17 protein-coding genes are annotated in these 19,316 nt (G+C 68.6%); 6 read left to right on the top strand and 11 right to left on the bottom strand.

What is annotated here, in order from left to right:
* The first annotated feature begins 50 nt into the window (after positions 1–50).
* Positions 51–1,634, top strand: coding sequence for a calcineurin-like phosphoesterase C-terminal domain-containing protein (locus tag HEP73_RS12360; protein WP_458309685.1), 1,584 nt, complete (start codon positions 51–53; stop codon positions 1,632–1,634).
* Positions 1,635–3,166: 1,532 nt separating this feature from the next.
* Here the strand turns inward: HEP73_RS12360 and HEP73_RS12355 are convergent.
* The 6 genes from HEP73_RS12355 to HEP73_RS12330 form a co-directional block, all read right to left on the bottom strand.
* Positions 3,167–4,171, bottom strand: a complete 1,005-nt coding sequence (locus HEP73_RS12355) for a C13 family peptidase (RefSeq protein WP_185820224.1) — start codon at positions 4,169–4,171, stop codon at positions 3,167–3,169.
* 56 nt (positions 4,172–4,227) lie between these two features.
* Entirely contained in the window at positions 4,228–4,926 is a 699-nt protein-coding gene (gene mtnC / locus HEP73_RS12350; protein WP_185820223.1) for an acireductone synthase, read from the bottom strand.
* Between the two features lie 3 nt (positions 4,927–4,929).
* Positions 4,930–5,496, bottom strand: a complete 567-nt coding sequence (locus HEP73_RS12345) for a 1,2-dihydroxy-3-keto-5-methylthiopentene dioxygenase (protein WP_185820222.1) — start codon at positions 5,494–5,496, stop codon at positions 4,930–4,932.
* A 106-nt stretch (positions 5,497–5,602) separates the two neighbouring features.
* The gene (locus HEP73_RS12340; RefSeq protein WP_185820221.1) at positions 5,603–6,244 is read right to left on the bottom strand and encodes a methylthioribulose 1-phosphate dehydratase; all 642 of its coding nucleotides are present in this window, start codon (positions 6,242–6,244) and stop codon (positions 5,603–5,605) included.
* Positions 6,245–6,253: 9 nt separating this feature from the next.
* Positions 6,254–7,690: an amino acid permease gene (locus HEP73_RS12335; protein ID WP_185820220.1), complete on the bottom strand. Its 1,437-nt coding sequence runs from the start codon at positions 7,688–7,690 to the stop codon at positions 6,254–6,256.
* A gap of 85 nt (positions 7,691–7,775) precedes the next feature.
* The gene (locus HEP73_RS12330) at positions 7,776–9,248 is read right to left on the bottom strand and encodes an amino acid permease (protein WP_185812993.1); all 1,473 of its coding nucleotides are present in this window, start codon (positions 9,246–9,248) and stop codon (positions 7,776–7,778) included.
* A 170-nt stretch (positions 9,249–9,418) separates the two neighbouring features.
* Between HEP73_RS12330 and HEP73_RS12325 the strand changes: the two genes are divergently transcribed.
* Positions 9,419–9,970, top strand: a complete 552-nt coding sequence (locus tag HEP73_RS12325; protein WP_185820219.1) for an NUDIX hydrolase — start codon at positions 9,419–9,421, stop codon at positions 9,968–9,970.
* A gap of 106 nt (positions 9,971–10,076) precedes the next feature.
* Positions 10,077–10,358, top strand: coding sequence for a hypothetical protein (locus HEP73_RS12320; protein WP_185820218.1), 282 nt, complete (start codon positions 10,077–10,079; stop codon positions 10,356–10,358).
* Positions 10,359–10,560: 202 nt separating this feature from the next.
* Here HEP73_RS12320 and serA read toward each other — a convergent pair whose 3' ends face one another.
* Positions 10,561–11,802, bottom strand: a complete 1,242-nt coding sequence (serA, locus tag HEP73_RS12315) for a phosphoglycerate dehydrogenase (protein ID WP_185820217.1) — start codon at positions 11,800–11,802, stop codon at positions 10,561–10,563.
* A 306-nt stretch (positions 11,803–12,108) separates the two neighbouring features.
* On the opposite strand from serA, the gene HEP73_RS12310 reads away from it, so the two are divergent.
* The 3 genes from HEP73_RS12310 to HEP73_RS12300 all read left to right on the top strand — a co-directional run bounded on the left by HEP73_RS12310 (position 12,109) and on the right by HEP73_RS12300 (position 15,921).
* Positions 12,109–13,497 carry an FAD-binding oxidoreductase gene (locus HEP73_RS12310; RefSeq protein ID WP_185820216.1) on the top strand — a complete coding sequence of 463 codons (1,389 nt, stop codon included), beginning with the start codon at positions 12,109–12,111 and terminating at the stop codon, positions 13,495–13,497.
* A gap of 124 nt (positions 13,498–13,621) precedes the next feature.
* Positions 13,622–13,939, top strand: coding sequence for a DUF2388 domain-containing protein (locus HEP73_RS12305; RefSeq protein WP_185820215.1), 318 nt, complete (start codon positions 13,622–13,624; stop codon positions 13,937–13,939).
* A complete protein-coding gene (locus HEP73_RS12300; protein WP_185820214.1) occupies positions 13,939–15,921 on the top strand; it encodes a DUF7844 domain-containing protein in 1,983 nt (660 codons plus the stop codon). The genes HEP73_RS12305 and HEP73_RS12300 overlap by 1 nt, the downstream gene beginning before the upstream one ends.
* Positions 15,922–16,359: 438 nt before the next feature.
* Here HEP73_RS12300 and HEP73_RS12295 read toward each other — a convergent pair whose 3' ends face one another.
* The 4 genes from HEP73_RS12295 to HEP73_RS12280 all read right to left on the bottom strand — a co-directional run bounded on the left by HEP73_RS12295 (position 16,360) and on the right by HEP73_RS12280 (position 19,272).
* Positions 16,360–16,740 (bottom strand): hypothetical protein, encoded by a 381-nt coding sequence (locus HEP73_RS12295; RefSeq protein ID WP_255423481.1) that lies wholly within the window; start codon positions 16,738–16,740, stop codon positions 16,360–16,362.
* Positions 16,741–16,750: 10 nt separating this feature from the next.
* Positions 16,751–17,317 carry an elongation factor P-like protein YeiP gene (gene yeiP, locus HEP73_RS12290; RefSeq protein ID WP_185820212.1) on the bottom strand — a complete coding sequence of 189 codons (567 nt, stop codon included), beginning with the start codon at positions 17,315–17,317 and terminating at the stop codon, positions 16,751–16,753.
* Positions 17,318–17,427: 110 nt separating this feature from the next.
* Complete coding sequence (locus HEP73_RS12285) at positions 17,428–18,198, bottom strand: SDR family oxidoreductase (RefSeq protein ID WP_185820211.1); 771 nt, start codon at positions 18,196–18,198, stop codon at positions 17,428–17,430.
* A gap of 180 nt (positions 18,199–18,378) precedes the next feature.
* Positions 18,379–19,272 carry a hydroxymethylglutaryl-CoA lyase gene (locus HEP73_RS12280; protein WP_185820210.1) on the bottom strand — a complete coding sequence of 298 codons (894 nt, stop codon included), beginning with the start codon at positions 19,270–19,272 and terminating at the stop codon, positions 18,379–18,381.
* Positions 19,273–19,316 lie beyond the last annotated feature (44 nt).

The raw sequence follows: 19,316 nt of genomic DNA, 5'->3' as shown, positions 1-19,316 counted from the left end.
GGCGGGTGGCTACAATCGCGGCTTCTGTCGATTGCCGGATGTCCCGCATGCTGCTGCGCGCCGTAGTGCTTACCTGCCTGTTGACTGCCGCGGCGCCCGCGCTGGCGCAGACGGCGACGATCAGCGGCAGCGTCTACCAGGAGCGCGACGGCCACGCGGGCCGCAGCAACGGCGAGCGCGGCATCGCCGGCGTGCAGGTGTCCGACGGCGTGCACATCGTGCGCACCGATGCGCAGGGCCGCTACAGCCTCGAAGTGGAGCCGGGGCGCACGGTGTTCGTGATTAAGCCCGACGGCTACGCCTTCGCCAGCGCCGGCAACGGCTTGCCGGCCTACTGGCGGCACTACGCGCCGACCGGTTCGCCTGCGCTCAAATATCCGGGCATCGCGCCGACCGGCGGCGCCACCAGCGGCTGGGATTTCGCGCTGCGCGCGCAAGCGCCGGCGGCCAGCACCGAGGTGTTGGTGTTCGCCGACACCCAGACCGCCTCGGCGACCGATGTCGGTTACTACGCGCGCGACATCGTCGCGCCGTTACTCGGCAAGACCCGCGCGCGGTTGGGGACCACCCTGGGCGACGTGGTCAGCGACGACCTGTCGTTGTATCCGGCATTGAACGCCGAGACCGCCAAGCTCGACGTGCCGTGGTTCCATGTGCCCGGCAACCACGATCTGAATTTCGATGCGGCCGACGATGCCGGCTCGCTGTCCAGCTGGCGCGCGGTCTACGGGCCGGATACCTATGCGGTGGAAGAGGGCGGCGCCAGCTTCGTGTTTCTCGACGACGTGGTCTACCAGCCGCAGCAGAAACCCAATTACATCGGCGGCCTGCGCGAGGACCAGTTCGTGTTCCTGCAGGCCTATCTGGCGACGCTGCCAAAAGAGCGGCTGTTGGTGCTGGGCATGCATATCCCGCTGTTCGACGCGGCGCCGGGCAAGGAGACTTTCCGCCATGCCGACCGCGCGCGCCTGTTCGCGCTGCTGCAGCCGTTCGCGCATGTGCTGGTGCTCAGCGGCCACAGCCACACCCAGCGCCACTACTACCACGGCGCCGACGACGGCTGGCACGGCGCGCAGCCGCTGCATGAGTACAACGTGGGCGCGGCCTGCGGCGCGTTCTGGTCCGGGGCCAAGGATGCCGACGGCATTCCCGCCGCGACGATGGCCGACGGCACCCCGAACGGCTATGCGCTGCTGACGCTGCAGCGCGATGGCCGCTACGCGCTGGCTTACCACGCCGCGCGCGCGGCCGACGATGCGTCGATGACCCTGCACGCGCCGAAGGTGCTGCGCCGCGGCGCCTATCCGGCCTGGGCGGTGTACGCGAACGTGTTCATGGGCGAGGACGACAGCCGCGTGGCATACCGCATCGACGACGGCGCATGGAAGCCGATGGTGCACGTGCAGCAGCCGGATCCTGACCTGCTCGCCGAGAACGCGCGCGACGATGCCGCCGAGGCGCTGCGCGGCTACGACCGTTCGCCGGAAGCCGTCCCGTCGCAGCACCTGTGGCGCGGCGCCTTGCCGACCGACCTGAGCGCCGGCGCGCACCGCATCGAGGTCCGTGCCTTCGACCGCTGGCGCGGCGAGCAGCGCGCGAGCATCGGCTATCGCCTGCAGGACGCGACGCCCTGAGGGCGCGCCGCGTTCGGTGCATTGATGCAACGGGTTCCTGGCCGATGCAAGAAGCGGCGTACGGCGAACGGTCAGGCTTCCTCCGTCGGGACTGAAGTCCCTCCCACATTGCATCCAGGCCGCTGCTGCGCGCCTTTGTAGGAGCGGCTTCAGCCGCGACGAATGCGCCGGCAAACTGGTCGGCCCTGCGAGCGAACTGTCGGGGCTGAAGCCCCTCTTACAGTGCGCTCACGCTGGCTTTCTGCGCTTTCTGCGCTTTCTGTAGGGGATGTCCCGATAACGACAAATGCGGCAGCGAGATGGGTGGCTTCGTCAGCTGTCGGGACTGAAGTCCCTCCCGCATTGCGTCCAGGCCGCTGCTGCGCGCCTTTGTAGGAGCGGCTTCAGCCGCGACAAATGCGCCGGCAAACTGGTCGGCCCCCGCAAGCGACCTGTCGGGGCTGAAGCACCTCCTACAGTGCACTCAGGCTGGCTTTCTGCGCTTTCTTTATGAGATGTCCCGATAACGACAAATGCGGCAGCGAGATGGGTGGCTTCGTCAGTTGTCGGGACTGAAGTCCCTGCCACATTGTGTCCAGGCCGCTGCTGCGCGCCTTTGTAGGAGCGGCTTCAGCCGCGACGAATGCGTCGGCAAACTGGTCGGCTCCGCAAGCGAACTGTCGGGGCTGAAGCTCCTCTTACAGTGCGCTCAGGCTGGCTTTCTGCGCTTTCTGTATGAGAGTTTTTTCGATAACGACAAATGTGGCAGCGAGATGGGTGGCTTCGTCAGCTGTCGGGACTGAAGTCCCTCCCACATTGCATCCAGGCCGCTGCTGCGCGCCTTTGTAGGAGCGGCTTCAGCCGCGACGAATGCGTCGGCAAACTGGTCGGCCCTGCAAGTGAACTGTCGGGGCTGAAGCCCCTCCTACAGTGCACTCGGCTGGCTTGCCGCGAAATCTTGTGGGAGCGACTTCATTCGCGACGAGCGCAAGTAGCAAACTCTTCAGAGCCCGTGGATTTGTCGGCACCGTTGAGCCAAGACGCAAGACCAGCAAGCGCATTTTCCGAATCCCAAAAACAAAGACGCCTCCACGCGGGAGGCTGTCGAAAGCGGGTGATCCTGGCTGGCGAGCGAAGGCGAGCGGGCGGAAGGATCGGGCGCAGCTGGCTGGCGTGAGGCTGGCGGGCTTGCTGCGAGGCCAAGTCTAGCGAGTGCCACGATTCGGCGATCAAACGCGACTCACTCTCATCTACTCGCAAGGCGACGCACGCAAGACATGCGCTCGATGCCGCACTGCGTACTTGTGGGATCGTCTTGCGCGGCTGTCGTCGCGCGACGCTCATGATGGGTACGACCGCTGAGGGCGATGCCGATCACCACACTGAAGCTCCTCTCCCCCGGCGACCGAAGGAAGTCCCCCGTGGGAGCGTGGGCGGAGCTGAGGGTCAGGGCGAAGTCACCTCATCATCCTTTCGGATGCTGTCGCGCGCGCACCGAACCTGCCATCTCAGCCCGTCATCGGCATTCGGATCCGAAGCCTTATCCAGTTTGGTTATTGCCCAGCCTTGCCGCCGGCCGCTGTGTCCGGCGTTGCTGTTGTCTCCGACTCCGTCTCCATCTCCACCTCAGGTTCCGGATAGGGATACGCCGGCGCCGCGACCGGCCGCAGCTGCGCACGCCAGCGCTGCAGCAGCGGCGCGATGCGCGCGCCGACGTACAGCTGCGGGTACGAAGGCGCTTCGCCTTCCGCCTGTTCGCGGGCGGTGATCTCGGCCGTGGCCAGGCGATAGCTCTCGACGAAATCGGTGGTGCGCGCCAGCGCGTCGATCAGCCAGGCGCGGCCGAAATAGGTCGCGCTGGCGGTGTTGCCGCAGCCGAACGAGGGCCGGTCGCGGCGCGCGGCGGTGATGATCAGGGTGTCCGGACTCTTCAGCGCCGGCACGAAGCCGCCCGAATAGCAGGCCGACAGCACGATCACCCGGTTGCGGATGCCGGCGTCGTCGAGCAGCCCGCGCAATTCCTTGGGCGTGATGGTGTCGTAGTCGGCGTCCTCGCCGGGGCCGAACTGCACGTACAGTTCGTGCTGCTCGGTGCCGTGGCTGGTCAGGAACAGCAGCAGCGCGTCCTCGCGCTTGTCCATCAGCTTGCCGATGCGCTGCAGCGTGTCGGCCAGGTTGTCGTACGAGGCCTGCGGCGCGTAGGCGTGGGTGCCGAGATTGTCGGCGTGGTTGATCAAGGTGACGATGCGTCCCGCCGCGTCGAAGCGCTGCGCGAACAGCTGGCGCAGGTACTGGGTCTCGTTGCGGAACACGTCTTCGCTGGCGTCGCCGGCGAAGCCGACCACGTACAGGTCGGTGGTGCCCGGCCGCTGCGGCTGCAGCGCGGCCAGCGCCTTGCGCAGCTGCGCCTGGTCGATCGGATCGACCGGCACCGCCGCATCGGCCTGTGCCTGCGCCGCGCCGGCATCCGGATGGCAGGCGGGCAGCAGCAGCGCCAGCAGCAGGGCCAGGATCAGGCGGCGGTGCGGCACGCGGAGGCTGCGCAGGAACGAAGGCATGGGCGGCGGCTGCGGCGAAGAAAGGGGGCGGTAACGCGCGGCGGCGGCCGCGACGCTCAGAGCGCCAGCTCGGCGAAGCTCTCCACGCGCCGGTGGCCGTTGCAGGCGTCGCCCAAGCGCGGTTCGGGATAGTCCTCGCGGCGATCGACCAGCACCGTGTCCAGTCCGGCTTCGCGCGCGGCATCGAGCTCGGCGACGACGTCGGACAGGAACACGATCTGCGCGGGCGCGGCGCCGGTAGCCTCGGCGATGCGCACGTAACTGGCCGCTTCGCGCTTGGCGCCGACCTCGGTGTCGAACCAGCCGGAAAACAGCCCGGTCAGGTCGCCGGCGTCGCTATGACCGAAGAACAGTTTCTGCGCCGGCACGGAGCCGGACGAGTACACGTACAGCGGGTGGCCGTCGGCATGCCAGCGGCGCAGCGCCGGCGCGGCGTCGGGGTAGATGTGCGCGGCGAAGTCGGCGTCGCGGTAGCCGGCCTCCCAGATCATGCCCTGCAACGCCTTCAGCGCGGTGTGCTTGCGGTCCTGGTCGATCCAGCCCTGCAGCGTCTCCACGATCACCGCATCGGTGCAGATGCCGCCGGATTCGGTCGCCACCGCGTCCAGCCACTGCCGCACCTGCGGTTGCTGGCCGTGTTCGCGCACGAACTCGGGCAGGGCGCGACGCGCGTAGGGGAACAGCACGTCCTTGACGAAGGAGATGCTGCTGGTGGTGCCTTCGATGTCGGTCAGGATCACGCGCGGGCTGCCCATCGCTCAGTTCGCCTCGCCGCGCAGCGCCGCTTCGTAGCGCGGGAAGCGCTGGGCGATGTCGGTGCCGGTGAAATGGCCGACCCAGCCGTCCGGCTCGGTGAAGAAGCGGATCGCAATGAAGCGCGGCTCCGGGCCCATGTCGAACCAGTGGTGGGTGCCGTCCGGCACCGCGATCAGGTCGTTCTGCACGCATTCGATCTCGTAGACCTTGCCGTCCACGTGCAGGGTGAACAGGCCCGAGCCGGCGACGAAGAAGCGCACTTCGTCTTCCTTGTGGAAATGCTCCTCGAGGAACTTCCTGCGCATCTCCTCGCGCTGCGGATGGTCCGGGGCGATGCTGACCACGTCCACGGTCTTGAAGCCGTGCGCGGTCACCAGCCGGTCGATGTCGCTCTTGTAGGCGGCCATCACCGCTTCCGGGGTGGCGCCGGCCTCGATCGGCTGGTCGGCCTGCCAGCGCTCGAAGGTGACGCCGATCTTGCGCAGCTCGGCGGCGATCGCGTCGCCATCGCGGCTGTCGAACAGCGGCGCGTCGGGAGTGGTTTCGGCGAAGATGCGGAGTCGGCTCATGGCGGCGGGCGAGGGCGTCGTGGAGGGGAGGAAAAGGGTAGCAGCTGGCGGGTAAGCCGCCGTTGCGGCGCTGGAACGCTGTCGCGCCGGCGCTGTGCGCCGCGGCTCAGCCGGTGGCGCGCAGTTTGCGCAGTTCCAGCTCGCAATGCAGCAGGAACTCGATGGCTTCCAGGTGGCGGCGCGCCTCGGCCATGTCGCGGCCCCAGGCGTATAGGCCATGACCGTCGATCAGGTAGCCCCACAGCGGTGCGCGGTCGAGCAGCGCGTCCACCTGCGCGGCCAGCACGGTCATGTCCTGGGTGTTGGCGAACACCGGCAGCTCCACCGCGGTCTCGTGGGTCTGGTTGCCGTGCAGCGCCTTCAGCAATTCGTAGCCTTCCAGGCGCACATGGCCCGCGCCGGCGTACAGCCGCGAGGCGATGGTCTGCACCGGCGAGTGCGTGTGCAGCACGCAGCCGATCTCCGGGAAGCGGCGGTACAGCTGGGTGTGCAACAGGGTCTCGGCCGAGGGCCGGTGATCGCTGCCGACCGCCTTGCCGTCGAAGTCCACCACCATGATGTCGGCCTCGACCAGCCGGCCCTTGTCGCGGCCGGACACGGTGATCGCGGCATGCGCCGCGTCGAGCCGGTGCGAGAAGTTGCTGCTGGTGGCCGGGGTCCAGCCGGCCGCCGACAGTTCGCGGATGTTGCCGATCAGCAGCTGGGCCAGCGTGCGCAGGCGTTCGGTATCGTAGGGCTGTGCGTTCATGCCCCTATTCTAGCGAGCCTGTGTGGCACGCAGACGGCTGTGGCGGAAGCCGTAGCCGAAATAGATCAGCAGGCCGAGCACGGTCCAGCCGGCCATCAGCAGCCAGTTGTGCGCGGTCATCGCCGACAGCAGCGCCATGCAGCTGAGCACCCCGGCGATGCAGATCGGCCAGGCGAACGGGATACGGAACGGGCGCGGCAGGTCCGGCTGGGTGCGGCGCAGGATCAGCACCCCGGCGCAGACCGCGGCGAAGGCGATCAGCGTGCCCATCGAGGTCAGTTCGCCGAGCACGTCCAGCGGGAATAGCGCCGCCAGCAGCGCGATGCCGATGCCGGTGATCACCGTGTTGATGTGCGGGGTGCGGTACTTGGGATGGATCCGGGTGAACAGCGGCGGCAGCAGCCCGTCGCGGGCGATGATCATGAAGATCCGCGGCTGGCCGATGATCATCACCAGCACCACCGAGGACAGCCCGATCAGCGCGCCGACCTCGACCACCACCCGCAGCCAGGCCAGCTGCGGATGCGCGCCCACCGCGGTCACCACCGGCTCGTCGGTGCCCAACTGGGTGTACGGCACCAGCCCGGTCATCACCGCCGCCATGGCGATGTACAGCACGGTGCAGATCACCAGCGACAGGATCATGCCGATCGGCAGGTCGCGCTGCGGCCGGTGCGATTCCTGCGCGGCCACTGACACCGCCTCGAAGCCGATGTAGGCGAAGAACACCATCGCCGCACCGCGCAGCACGCCGTCCATGCCGTACTTGCCGGGGCCTTCGTTGGCCGGGATGAACGGGTGCCAGTTGGCCGTGTCCACGTACTTCCAGCCGGCCGCGATCACCAGCAGGATCAGCCCGGTCTTCAGCACCACCATCGCCATGTTCATCGCCGAGGACTTGCGGATGCCGACGTAGCACAGCCAGGTCAGCAGCAGCACGATGCCGGCGGCGGGCAGGTTGGCGATCGCGCCGGTGCGCTGCAGCTTGCCGTCCAGCGGCGCGTTGACCAGCGCCGCGGGCAGGTGGATGCCGAAATGGTCGAGCAGGCTGAGGAAATAGCCGGTCCAGCTCACCGCCACCGCCGAGGCCGACACGCCGTATTCCAGCACCAGCATCCAGCCGATGAACCACGCCGCCAGTTCGCCGAAGGTGGCGTAAGTGTAGGTGTAGGCGCTGCCGGACACCGGCACCATCGCCGCGAACTCGGCGTAGGCCAGCGCGCAGAACGCGCAGCACAGCGCGGCCAGCACGAACGACAGCATGATCGCCGGGCCGGCGTGGTTGGCCGCGGCCTGTCCGGTGATGACGAAGATGCCGCCGCCGATCACCGCGCCGATGCCCAGCGCAGTCAGGCCCCAGGGCCCGAGCGCACGCTGCAGGCCCAGGCCGCCGGCGTCCTCGTGGGCGGCATGGGGATGTTTGGTGGCCCAGAGTTGTTTGAACATGGAGCGATTCCAGCCTGGCGCTGCGCGCGATGGAAGAAGGAACGAACGCGAAGACCGGCGCGGGCGCCGGTCTTCGGGGGGAGAATCAGGCCTTGGTGGCCAGGCGGCTGTGGCGGATGCCGTAGCCGAAGTAGATGAACAGGCCGATCACGGTCCAGCCGACGAACACCTTCCAGTGTTCCTGGAACGCCTGCAGGAACAGGAACAGGCAGGCCAGCGCGCCGAGCGGGCAGATCACCATCGCCAGCGGCACGCGGAACGGGCGCGGCAGGTCGGGCTTGGTGAAGCGCAGCACCATCACCCCGATGCAGACCGTGGCGAAGGCGAGCAGGGTGCCCATCGACACCAGCTCGCCGAGCACGTCCAGCGGGATCAGCCCGGCCAGCAGCGCGGCGACCACGCCGACGAAGATGGTGCCGACGTAGGGCGTGTGGAACTTGCGGTGGACCTTGCCGAACAGCTTCGGCAGCAGGCCGTCGCGCGACATGGTGTAGAAGATGCGCGGCTGCGCCATCAGCATCACCAGCACCACCGAGGACAGGCCGGCGATCGCGCCGATCTCCACCGCGGTCTTCAGCCAGGCCAGGCTCGGGTAGTGTTCCAGCGCGGTGGCCACCGGCTTGGCGGTGCCGAGTTGGGTGTAGGGCAGCAGGCCGGTCAGCACCGCGCAGACGATGATGTAGATGACCGTGCACACCGCCAGCGACACCAGGATGCCGATCGGCATGTTGCGCTGCGGGTCCTTGGTTTCGCCGGCCGAGGTGGAGACCGCGTCGAAGCCGATGTAGGAAAAGAACACGATCGAGGCGGCGCGGAAGATCCCGCTCCAGCCGAACTGGCCCGGCCCGGTGTTCTCGGGAATGAACGGATGCCAGTTGGCCGGATCGACGTGGGACACGCCGAAGCCGACGAACAGGCAGATCACCAACACCTTGATCGCCACCACGATGGCGTTGACGAACGCCGACTGGGTCACGCCGACGTAGCACAGCGCGCTGACCGCGACCACGATCAGCACCGCCGGCAGATTGACGATGCTGCCGGAGGCGACGAAGGTGTGGCCGGTCCAGGCCAGCGGCGCGCCGGCCAGTTCGGCCGGGAACGGCAGCCCCAGGGTGCCGGTGAGGAAACTGATCAGGTAGGCCGACCAGCCGACCGCGACGCTGGAGCCGGCGAACAGGTATTCCAGCACCAGGCACCAGCCGATGAACCAGGCCACGCCTTCGCCCAGGGTGGTGTAGGAGTAGGAATAGGCGCTGCCGGAGACCGGCATCATCGCCGCGAACTCGGCGTAGCACAGGCCGGCGAAGGCGCAGGCGATGCCGGCGAACACGAACGACAGCATCACCGCCGGTCCGGCGTGGTTGGCCGCGGCCTGGCCGGTCAGCACGAAGATGCCCGCGCCGATCACCGCACCGATGCCGAGCATGATCAGATGCTTGGCGGTGAGGGTCCGTTTCAGCGTGGCTTCGCCTTCCAGGCTGCCTTCGAACGGTTCGCCGGCATCGACGTGCCCGGCCGGTTCGATCGGCTTGACCCTCAACAGAGACTTCAGCATGCGGTGGATCCCCTGGGTGGCGAGCGGGGCTGTCGTGCCCCGGTAAAGATGGTGCGCTAGGCCCAAGCAGGCCACGCAAGCGTCGTACCATGCCAAAGCCGGACGGCCGCCACAAGCCGCGCCGCACCGTCGGCGGCGATAATGGCGGTCCCCGATCGCGAGAACCGCCCATGCCGGACCTTTCCCTGCGCCGCCAGTTGCAGGCCTATGCCGCCCGTTGGCCGCAGGAGGCCGAGGTTGCCGCGCAATTCCTGGCGTTGCTGGACGATGCGCAGGACCCGTTCGTGCGCGAACGCCTGGATGGCCACTTCACCGGTTCGGCCTGGCTGGTCAGCGCCGACGGCACCCGCACCCTGCTGACCCACCACCGCAAGCTGCAGCGCTGGCTGCAGTTGGGCGGGCATGCCGACGGCGACCGCGACCTGGCGCTGGTGGCGCTGAAGGAAGCCGAGGAGGAATCCGGGCTGCCTGATCTGGCGCTGGAAGACGGCGCGCTGTTCGACCTGGACCGGCACTGGATCCCCGAGCGCCAGGACGTGCCGGGGCACTGGCACTTCGACGCGCGCTACGTAGTGCGCGCCGGCGCCGACGAGGCGTTCGCGGTCAGCGCCGAATCGCTGGCCCTGGCCTGGCGCCCGATCGCCGAACTGCTGGCCGAACCGGACCTGGATCCGTCGCTGCGGCGCATGGCCGGCAAGTGGCTGGCGCACGGCGGCAGCTGATGCGCCGGTGACGGGCGCTGCCGGACCGGCTTGCGCGGGCGCCGAGCGTCCGCTGGCTGGGCGGGCATGGCGGGATTGGGTACCCTTGGGCGCCCGTTGCCTGTCCATGCCCATGTCCCGCACCGCTGCTTCGTTCACTTACCGCCTGGCGTTCCGCCCGATCGACGACCGGATGGATTCGGCCGAACTGGCGCGTACCGTGCAACGGGCGCTGCTGGCGTTGAGCGGGCCGCCGCATGGCGTGGCGATCGTCAGCCTGCAGCGCCCGCCGCGCGAGGACGGCGACGGCCTGTACATGGAGGCGGTCACCACCGGCCCGGAGCGGTGGTATTTGAAGGCCGACGACTATCTGTTGAGCGAGGGGTTGCGCGGCGAGTTGCAGCCCTGAGGGGCCGGGATTCGGGATTTGGGATTGGGGATTCGCAAGAGCGTGTGCCGCGTGATCCGCTTTTGCGCGCTTGATTCAAGCCTTCGCACTCGCGCGCGTTTGCGCCGCAGCCGCAGACACTCCAAGCCCGATCGCAGTCGGAGAAGGGACTCGTCAGCGCCGCCGCTGTTCCGGGTCCCCGGTCCCGAGTCCCGAGTCCCGCTCAGTAAAGGATGCGCGTGCGTAGCGTCCCGGCGATCTGCCCCAGCTCGTCCTTCAGCACCGCCGCCAGTTCTTCGCTGGCGGCGACGTCGATCACCACGTAGCCGACCTTGGGGTCGGTGCGCAGGAACTGGCCGTCGATGTTGACGTTGTGGCGCGAGAACAGTTCGTTGATCTGCGACAGCACGCCCGGCACGTTGCGGTGGATATGCAGCAGGCGCAGGCTTTCGGCATGCTCGGGCAGGGTGACCTCGGGGAAGTTCACCGCCGACAGGGTGCTGCCGTTGTCGCTGTAGCGCACCAGCTTGGCCGCCACCTCCACGCCGATGTTGTCCTGCGCTTCCAGCGTGCTGCCGCCCACGTGCGGGGTCAGGATCACGTTGTCGTGCGCGGCCAGCGGCGATTCGAATACGTCGCCGTTGCCCTTCGGCTCGACCGGGAACACGTCTACCGCGGCGCCGCCGATGTGGCCGGAGGTCAATGCCGCGTCCAGCGCGGCGATGTCGATGACGGTGCCGCGCGAGGCGTTGATCAGGTGCGCGCCGGGCTTCATCTGCGCGATCTGCGCCGCGCCGATCATGTCCTTGGTCGCTGCGGTTTCCGGCACATGCAAGGTCACCACGTCCGAGCGCGTCAGCAGGTCGTCCAGGTCGGTCGCCGCGCGCGCGTTGCCCAGCGACAGCTTGGCCTCGATGTCGTGGAAGATCACCTGCATGCCCAGCGATTCGGCCAGCACGCCGACCTGGGTGCCGATATGCCCGTAGCCGACGATGCCCAGCACCTTGCCGCGGGTCTCGTGGCTGCCGGTGGCCGATTTCGACCAGCCGCCGCGGTGGCATTCGGCGTTCTTCTGCGGAATGCCGCGCAGCAGCAGGATCGCCTCGGCGATGACCAGCTCGGCGACGCTGCGGGTGTTGGAGTAGGGCGCGTTGAACACCGGGATGCCGGCCAGCTCGGCCGCGTCCAGGTCCACCTGGTTGGTGCCGATGCAGAAGCAGCCGACCGCGATCAGGCGCTTGGCCTGCGCCAGCACCTCGGCGCTGAGCTGGGTGCGCGAGCGGATGCCGACGATGTGCGCGTCGGCGATGCGCGCCTTCAGTTCCTCTTCCGGCAGCGACTTGGCGTGCAGTTCGATCTGCGAGTAGCCGGCAGCGCGGAACACGTCGATGGCGGTCTGGCTGATGCCTTCGAGCAACAGGACGCGGATGTCCTGCTTCGGAAACGAGGTTTTCTTGGGCGACATTGCGGCGGCGAGGCGAAGCGAAAGGGTCGGTCACTATGCCAGATGCGTCCGCGTTTTGGTGCGTCGCAATAGGACGCCGGGGTCGCGCAAACGCAACGGTGGCAAAGGTTTCAGTTGCATCTGTTCGGGACCCGGGACTAGGGACTCGGGACTCGGAAGAAAGCGTGGGCCGAAGGCACCGCCTCGCTTCATGCTGGTGGTCCGGCTCTTCCGAGTCCCCAGTCCCCAGTCCCGAGTCCCGCCCAACTGGACGCCGCTACCCAACGCTGGCACGCTTGAACGCTTGCCTTTGCCCGATCCCGACCCATGACCGACCCGCGCCTGGACGCCCTTACGCACTCCGTTCCCGGACTGCGCCTGAAGACAGACCCCGCCGACCTGGAGCACTACGGCCGCGACTGGACCCGGCGCTGGACGCCGGCACCGCTGGCGATCGCGTTGCCGGCCACGGTGGACGAGGTGCAGGCGGTGCTGCGCTGGGCCAACGACCACGCGGTGGCGGTGGTGCCCTCGGGCGGCCGCACCGGCCTGTCCGGCGGCGCGGTGGCCGCGCACGGCGAACTGGTGCTGAGCCTGGAGCGGATGAACAAGGCGCTGGCGTTCGATGCGGTCGATCGCACCCTCACCGTGCAGGCCGGCATGCCGCTGGAGGCCGTGCACAACGCGGCGCGCGAGCACGGGCTGGTGTATCCGGTGGATTTCGCCGCACGCGGCTCGTGTTCGATCGGCGGCAACATCGCCACCAATGCCGGCGGCATCCGCGTGATCCGCTATGGCAATACCCGCGAATGGATCGCCGGACTCAAGGTGGTGACCGGCAGTGGCGAGCTGCTCGAACTCAACCGCGGGCTGATCAAGAATTCCAGCGGCTACGATTTCCGCCAGTTGCTGATCGGCTCGGAAGGCACCCTCGGCATCGTCGTGGAGGCCACGCTGCGGCTGACCGATCCGCCGCCGCCGAGCAACGTGATGCTGCTGGCGCTGCCGTCGTTCGAAGTGCTGATGCAGGTGTTCGCCGCGTTCCGCGGCCGCCTGCAGCTGGAGGCCTTCGAATTCTTCACCGACCGCGCGTTGCAACATGTGCTGGCGCACGGCGCGCAGGCGCCGTTCGACACGGTCTATCCGTACTACGTGGTCACCGAGTACGCCAGCGGCGACGAGGCGCAGGAAGCCGCGGCGCTGGCCGCGTTCGAAACCTGCATGGAGCAGGGTTGGGTGCTGGACGGGGTGATCAGCCAGAGCGATGCGCAGGCGGCGCAGCTGTGGCGCCTGCGCGAAGGCATCACCGAGGCGGTGGCGCGTTACAAACCGTACAAGAACGACGTGTCGGTGCGGATCTCGGCGATGCCGGCATTCCTGGCGCAGACCCAGGCGCTGCTCGGCGAAGCCTATCCGCAGTTCGACGTGGTCTGGTTCGGCCACATCGGCGACGGCAACCTGCACATCAACGTGCTCAAGCCCGACGCCAGCGCCGATGCGGATTTCATCGCCGCCTGCGAGCAGGTCACCAAGCTGCTGGCGCAGGTGCTGGCCGAGCATGGCGGCAGCATCTCTGCCGAACACGGCATCGGCCTGGTCAAGAAGCCGTACCTGGAGAGCACCCGCAGCGCCGAGGAGATCGCGCTGATGCGCGCGGTCAAGCGCGTGTTCGATCCGGCCGGGCTGCTCAATCCGGGCAAGCTGTTCGATCCCTGAGCCGCGCGCACGCCGTGCAGGCATGCGCGCGGCGTCGATGCTCGCGCTCGCGGCGGCGGCCGGCTAGGCTATGCCGACGCGGCCATGGCCGTTTCTCTTTCCCGATCCTGTTGGAACCGATGCGATGAACCGAGTGACCGCGCGCTGCGCCCTGTTGTTGATCCTGTCCGTCCCCGCGTTCGCGCAGGCTTCCAGCTTCGCCGGCAGTTCCGCCGGTTCCGCTTCGGCGGGTTCTGCCGGCAGTTCCGCGTCTTCGGACAGCAGCTCCGGCGACGACAAGCTGGTGCTGCAGGCGCGCGACGACGCGGCCGGTTTCGTCGCCAGTGCCGGCCGCATCCGCGGCGTGCAGCTGGAGGCGGCGCTGCGCGTGCTGCGCGAGCGCAACCCGCAGTCGCAGCAGGCCAGCGACCTGCAACTGGCGCAGGCCATCCTGGCGCTGTGATGCCGCGCCGGCGGCTGCGCCGGCTGGCGTGGCTGGCGTTGCTTGGGTTGGCGTGCGCACTGCCTGCGCAGGCAGTGCGGTTGCAGGTCGACGCGGGCGGATTGAGCGCTTCCGAACGCGCGGCCAGCCAGGCCCTGCTCGACGCGACGCTGCCGACGCTGCCGCCGGCCTGGGGCGCGGCGATCGCGACGCCGCTGACGCTGCAATGGCGAGACGACCTGCCCGAACAGGTGCACGGCAGGGCGCAGGCGCGGCACCTGCTGTTGAACAAGGCCCTGCTGCGCGCGTGGATGGCGCAGCCTGCTGCCGGTGCCGCCGACGGTGGCGCAGCAGACCCGGCGAGGCGGCCCGCGATCGCCGCGCTGCTGCACGAACTGGCGCATTTCTACGACCGCTCCGCGACGGGCCGGCTGTCGTCGGATCCGCGCCTGCTGGATCTGGCCGGCTGGCAGGTCAGCCCGATGCGGCTGGGCCTGCGCATGGGCCGCAATGCCTTCAGCGAGCGCAGCCCGGACCGGTACGAACTTGAGTCGCCGACGGAATTCGTCGCGGTCAATCTGGAACATTTCCTGCTGGATCCCGACTACGCGTGCCGGCGCCCGGCGCTGGCGCGTTATTTCGCGCAGCGCCTGGCCTGGTCGCCGCCGGCGACGGCATGCGCGCCCGGCCTGGCCTATCTGCAGGATCCGCTGGCCGACGAGGCGGCGCTGCTGCAACTGGATCCGGCGCGGGTCTACGCGATCGACTACCTGCTGGCCGAGGGCAACGCGCAGCCAATGAGCCATTGGGGCCACAGCATGCTGCGGCTGGTGATCTGCGCGCCGGGACGCATGCCAGGTCCCGACTGCCGCCTGGACCTGGCGTATCACAAGGTGCTGTCGTTCCGCGCGTTCGTCGACGACGTGCAGATCTCCAACATGCGCGGTCTGGTCGGTTCGTATCCGTCGCGGCTGTTCGTGCTGCCGCTGCGCCAGGTGGCGGACGACTACACCCAGGTGCAGTTGCGCGGCCTGCAGTCGATTCCGCTGCGGCTGAGCGCGGACGAGCGCGCGGCGCTGCTGGAGCGCGCCGCGCAGCTGCACTGGAGCTACGACGGACGCTATTACTTTCTCAGCAACAACTGCGCGGTGGAAACCTACAAGCTGCTGCACGACGGCGTGCCGCGTCTGGCCGGCGCGCGCCTGGGCGGGATCAGCCCGACCGGCCTGCTGCGGCGCCTGGCCCGCGCCGGTATCGCCGACACCGCGGTGCTGGACGACGCGGACGCCGCCACACGCCAGGGCTACTACTTCGCGTCGGCCAGCGCGCACTACGCGGCGATGTTCGAGGTCGCGCGCGCGCAGCTGGCACTGCCGGCGCGCAGCGTGGAAACCTGGCTGAACCTGCCGGCGACGCAGCGCGCACCCTGGCTGCAGCGCGGCGACCTGCGCGCCAGTGCCGCACTTTTGTTGCTTGAGAATGCCGCGCGCCGGCGCCAGGAGCAGCGCGGCCGCGATGCCTTGAAGCGGCGTTATCTGGCCAGGGCGCATCTGCCTGCGTCTGCCGCTGCCGGTTCCGGCGTTGACGCCGGAGCCGGTGCTGGTACTGGTGCCGGTGATGGTGATGCCACCACGATCGCCGACGCGACGGATGCCCAGACTCAGGATGCCGCTGCCGCAGTTCGCGCGATGTTGGCACAGCAAGGCCTGTTGAGCCAACCGTCGACGCTATTGCAGGGCCAGCCCGGCTATGGGCTGCCGCAGGCGCAGGAGCGCGCATGGCTGCAGGATCAGGGGCAAGCGCGGATCGACGCACTGCGCAGCGACGGCGTCGCGCTGCAGGCGCGCCTGCACGCCTTGCTGCCGCCACCGCTGCGCGCGGAACTGCAGCAGATCGATGCGAACCTGGCGACGCTGGGCGCGCGGCTACGCGATCTCAATCGCGACAGCGGCGGACTGCAACTGGTTTCGCCTTCAGTGTTGCAGCCTGCCGGCAAGCAATGATCTGGAGGTGGTTGGACCGCGACAGCAATTGCTTGAGCGTCGGATTCGCGGGACTTGGCCATCTGGGAGAGGTCGCGCGATGGAATTCGCTCCTGCATGACCGAGCTGCGGCCATTCAGGGCATCGATTGGCAGCCAACCGTCAGCCGCGACTAAAGCCGCTGGTGCCTTGATTGGACGAGACGCTTCGCTCCCGACCCTCACCCCCAACCCCTCTCCCGGTGGGAGAGGGGCTAAAAGCGCAGTTCCCTTCTCCCATCGGGAGAAGGTGCCCCGAAGGGGCGGATGAGGGTACGGGCGAAGCCTCGCGCAATCGAACATCGCGAGGGCGCCGCAGCGAAAGATGAGGGTAGGGGCAAAAGCCTCGTTCAATCGAACGTCGCGACCCTATCACGATGAAGACTCAGGAACGCAAGTCACACGCGTCCCGCTGCCGCCGCTACGGCAAATCCAGACCCACGTCTTCGCCATAGCGATCCAGCCAGGCATCGCGCACCGGATCCTGCCGATACTTCGCGCGCAGCCTGGCCCAGGTCGCCTCGTTGCCGTCGCAGTACTTCGCCATCGCCTTGTCCAGCTCGCGGCGTCGCGCGGCGTCGTAGGGTTCCTCCCCGGCGAAGTGGTTGCAGACATCCTGGCGCGCGACGAACGCACGGATCTCCTGCGGCAGTGCGCAGAAGCCGGCGTGGTGCTCGGGATCCACCTCCTCCGGGATCGTACAGGCGGCCGCGCCCTGCGCCGCGGCCGCGGGCTTGGCCGCGGCGGCCACGGCCAGGCCCGGCAGGATCAGCAGCGTCGCCAGGACGATGCCGCGGCGCACACGCACGGACTCAGTCCGCGCGCCCGGCGAACTCGCCGGTGGTGGTGTTGACCAGCACGCGCTCGCCGTTGCCGATGTACTCCGGCACCATGATCTCGAGCCCGGTATTGAGCTTGGCCGGCTTCGGCCGCTTGGTCGCGGTGCCGCCTTTCAGCTCCGGCGGGGTTTCGATCACTTCCAGGGTCACGCTCTGCGGCAACTGCACCGCCACCGGCTGGTCGTCGATGACCTGCACGTAGATGCCGGTCAGGCCCTCGGTGATGTAGCCGGCGTCGTCGCCGATCACGTCGGCATCGAGCGTGTACGGGGTGTAGTCCTCGTCGTCCAGGAACACGAACGCCTCGCCGTCCTTGTACGAGAAGGTGGCCTGGTGCCGGCTCAGCTCGACTTCGCGCAAGTCGTCGTCGCCGTCGAAGCTGGCATCGAGCTTGTTGCCGCCCGGCACGCTGTACATCACGAAGCGGAAGCGCACATTGCCGCCGCGGCCCTGCGGCGAACTGCGCTCGATGTCGCGGATCTGATAGACGCCGTTGTTGTACTCGACGACGTTGCCTTTCTTGATTTCGTTGACTTTCATGGGTTTGGAGCCGGGATTGGGGATTGGAGATTCGGGATTGGTAAAGAGCAGGGCGGGGAGCGAAGGGCGGGGCGCTTTCACGAATCCCAATCCCGAATAACAAATCCCGGCTACTTGGGCGCCAAGCGTACCGCGCCATCGAGACGAATGACCTCGCCGTTGAGATAGCGGTTGCGCAGCAGGAACATCACCGTGTCGGCGAATTCTTCGGGGCGGCCGAGCCGCGGCGGGAACGGGATCGATGCGGCCAGCGACTGCTGCACCGCCTCGGGCATGCCGTCCACCATTGGGGTCCAGAAGATGCCCGGGGCGATGGTGTTGACGCGGATGCCGAAGCGCGCCAGTTCGCGCGCCATCGGCAGGGTCATCGCCACCACGCCGCCCTTGGAGGCGGCATACGCGGCCTGGCCGATCTGGCCTTCATAGGCGGCGACGCTGGCGGTGTTGACGATCGCGCCGCGTTCGCCGTCCTCGCCCGGCGCGTTGTGTTGCATCAGGTCGGCGGCGGCCTTGGCGACGTTGAAGCTGCCGACCAGGTTGACCATCACCGTGCCCTGGAACGTGGCCAGCGGCATCGGCGCCTCCTTGCCGAGCACGCGGCCGGCGCCAAGGATGCCGGCGCAGTTGATCGCGGCGTTCAGCCCGCCGAGGAACTCGCGCGCCGCGCCAAGCTGCGTTGCCACCTGCGCCTCGTCGCTGACGTCGGTGCGGAAATAGCGCGCCTGCGCGGCGCCGAGCGCGGCGACCGCGGCCGCGCCCTTGTCGTCGTTGAGGTCGAACAGCGCGACCTTGCCGCCGTCGGCGACGATGCGCTGCGCGACCGCCAGGCCGAGGCCGGAAACGCCGCCGGTGACGACCGCGCGGATATCGGCAAGCTGCATGGGTGTTCCCTCCCAGGAAAGCGCGCATTTTAGCCGAGGCGCGCGCTTCGGTGGTTCAGCCGCCGCGCGAATCCGCCCGGCGATCGTGCCGATATGCAGCGGCGCCGGACGATGCGGGCAGGACCGACGCGGGGCGGCTGGCCGCTGCCGCGCCGCTCGCGGCACGCGTGGCCGTTGCGTTCACGCCGCCGCCAGCGCCTGGCCGGCCTTGCTGCCGGTGCGACGGCCGAGTTTCTGCGCCAGCCAGTGTCCGGTCGCGGCCAAAGCCTGCAGGTCGATGCCGGTGGCCACGCCATTGCCGTGCAACAGGTAGACCACGTCCTCGCTGGCCACGTTGCCGCTGGCGCCCCTGGCGTACGGACAGCCGCCGGCGCCTGATACCGCCGCATCTACCACGCGCACGCCTTCCTCCAGGCACGCGGCGATATTGGCCAGTGCCTGGCCGTAGGTATCGTGGAAATGCACCGCCAGCGCCGCCATCGGCAGTTCGGCGGCGACCGCGCGCAGCATCGCCCGCGCCTTGCCTGGGGTGCCGACGCCGATGGTGTCGCCCAGCGAGATCTCGTAGCAGCCCATGGCGTGCAGCTGCCGCGCCACCCGCACCACGTCGGACAGCGGCACCGCGCCCTGGTAGGGGCAGCCGAGCACGGTGGAGACGTAGCCGCGCACCTTGACCCCGTCCGCCGCCGCACGCGCCAGCACCGGCGCGAAGCGCGCCAGCGATTCGTCGATGCCGGCATTGGTGTTGGTGTGGTTGAAGGTTTCCGAGGCGGCGGTGAACACCGCGATCTCGCGCACGCCGACCGCTGCGGCGCGCTCATAGCCCTGCAGGTTCGGCACCAGCACCGGGTAGTCCACGCCCGGCGCCGGCACGATGCCGGCGTAGACCTCGGCCGCGTCGGCCAGCTGCGGCACCCATTTCGGGCTGACGAAACTGGTCGCCTCGATGCTGCGCAGGCCGGTGCGCGACAGCCGCGCGATCAGCTCGATCTTGTCGGCGGTGGCGACCCAGGCCTTCTCGTTCTGCAGGCCGTCGCGCGGTCCCACTTCCACCAGGCGGACGAAGTCGCTCATCGGCGGCACCTGCAGCGCGGCGCGCAAGCGGGCGCGATCGGCAG

Source organism: Xanthomonas sp. GW (genome assembly GCF_014236815.1).
Lineage (GTDB): Bacteria > Pseudomonadota > Gammaproteobacteria > Xanthomonadales > Xanthomonadaceae > Xanthomonas_A.
This window is presented reverse-complemented; position numbering and strand designations above follow the sequence as displayed.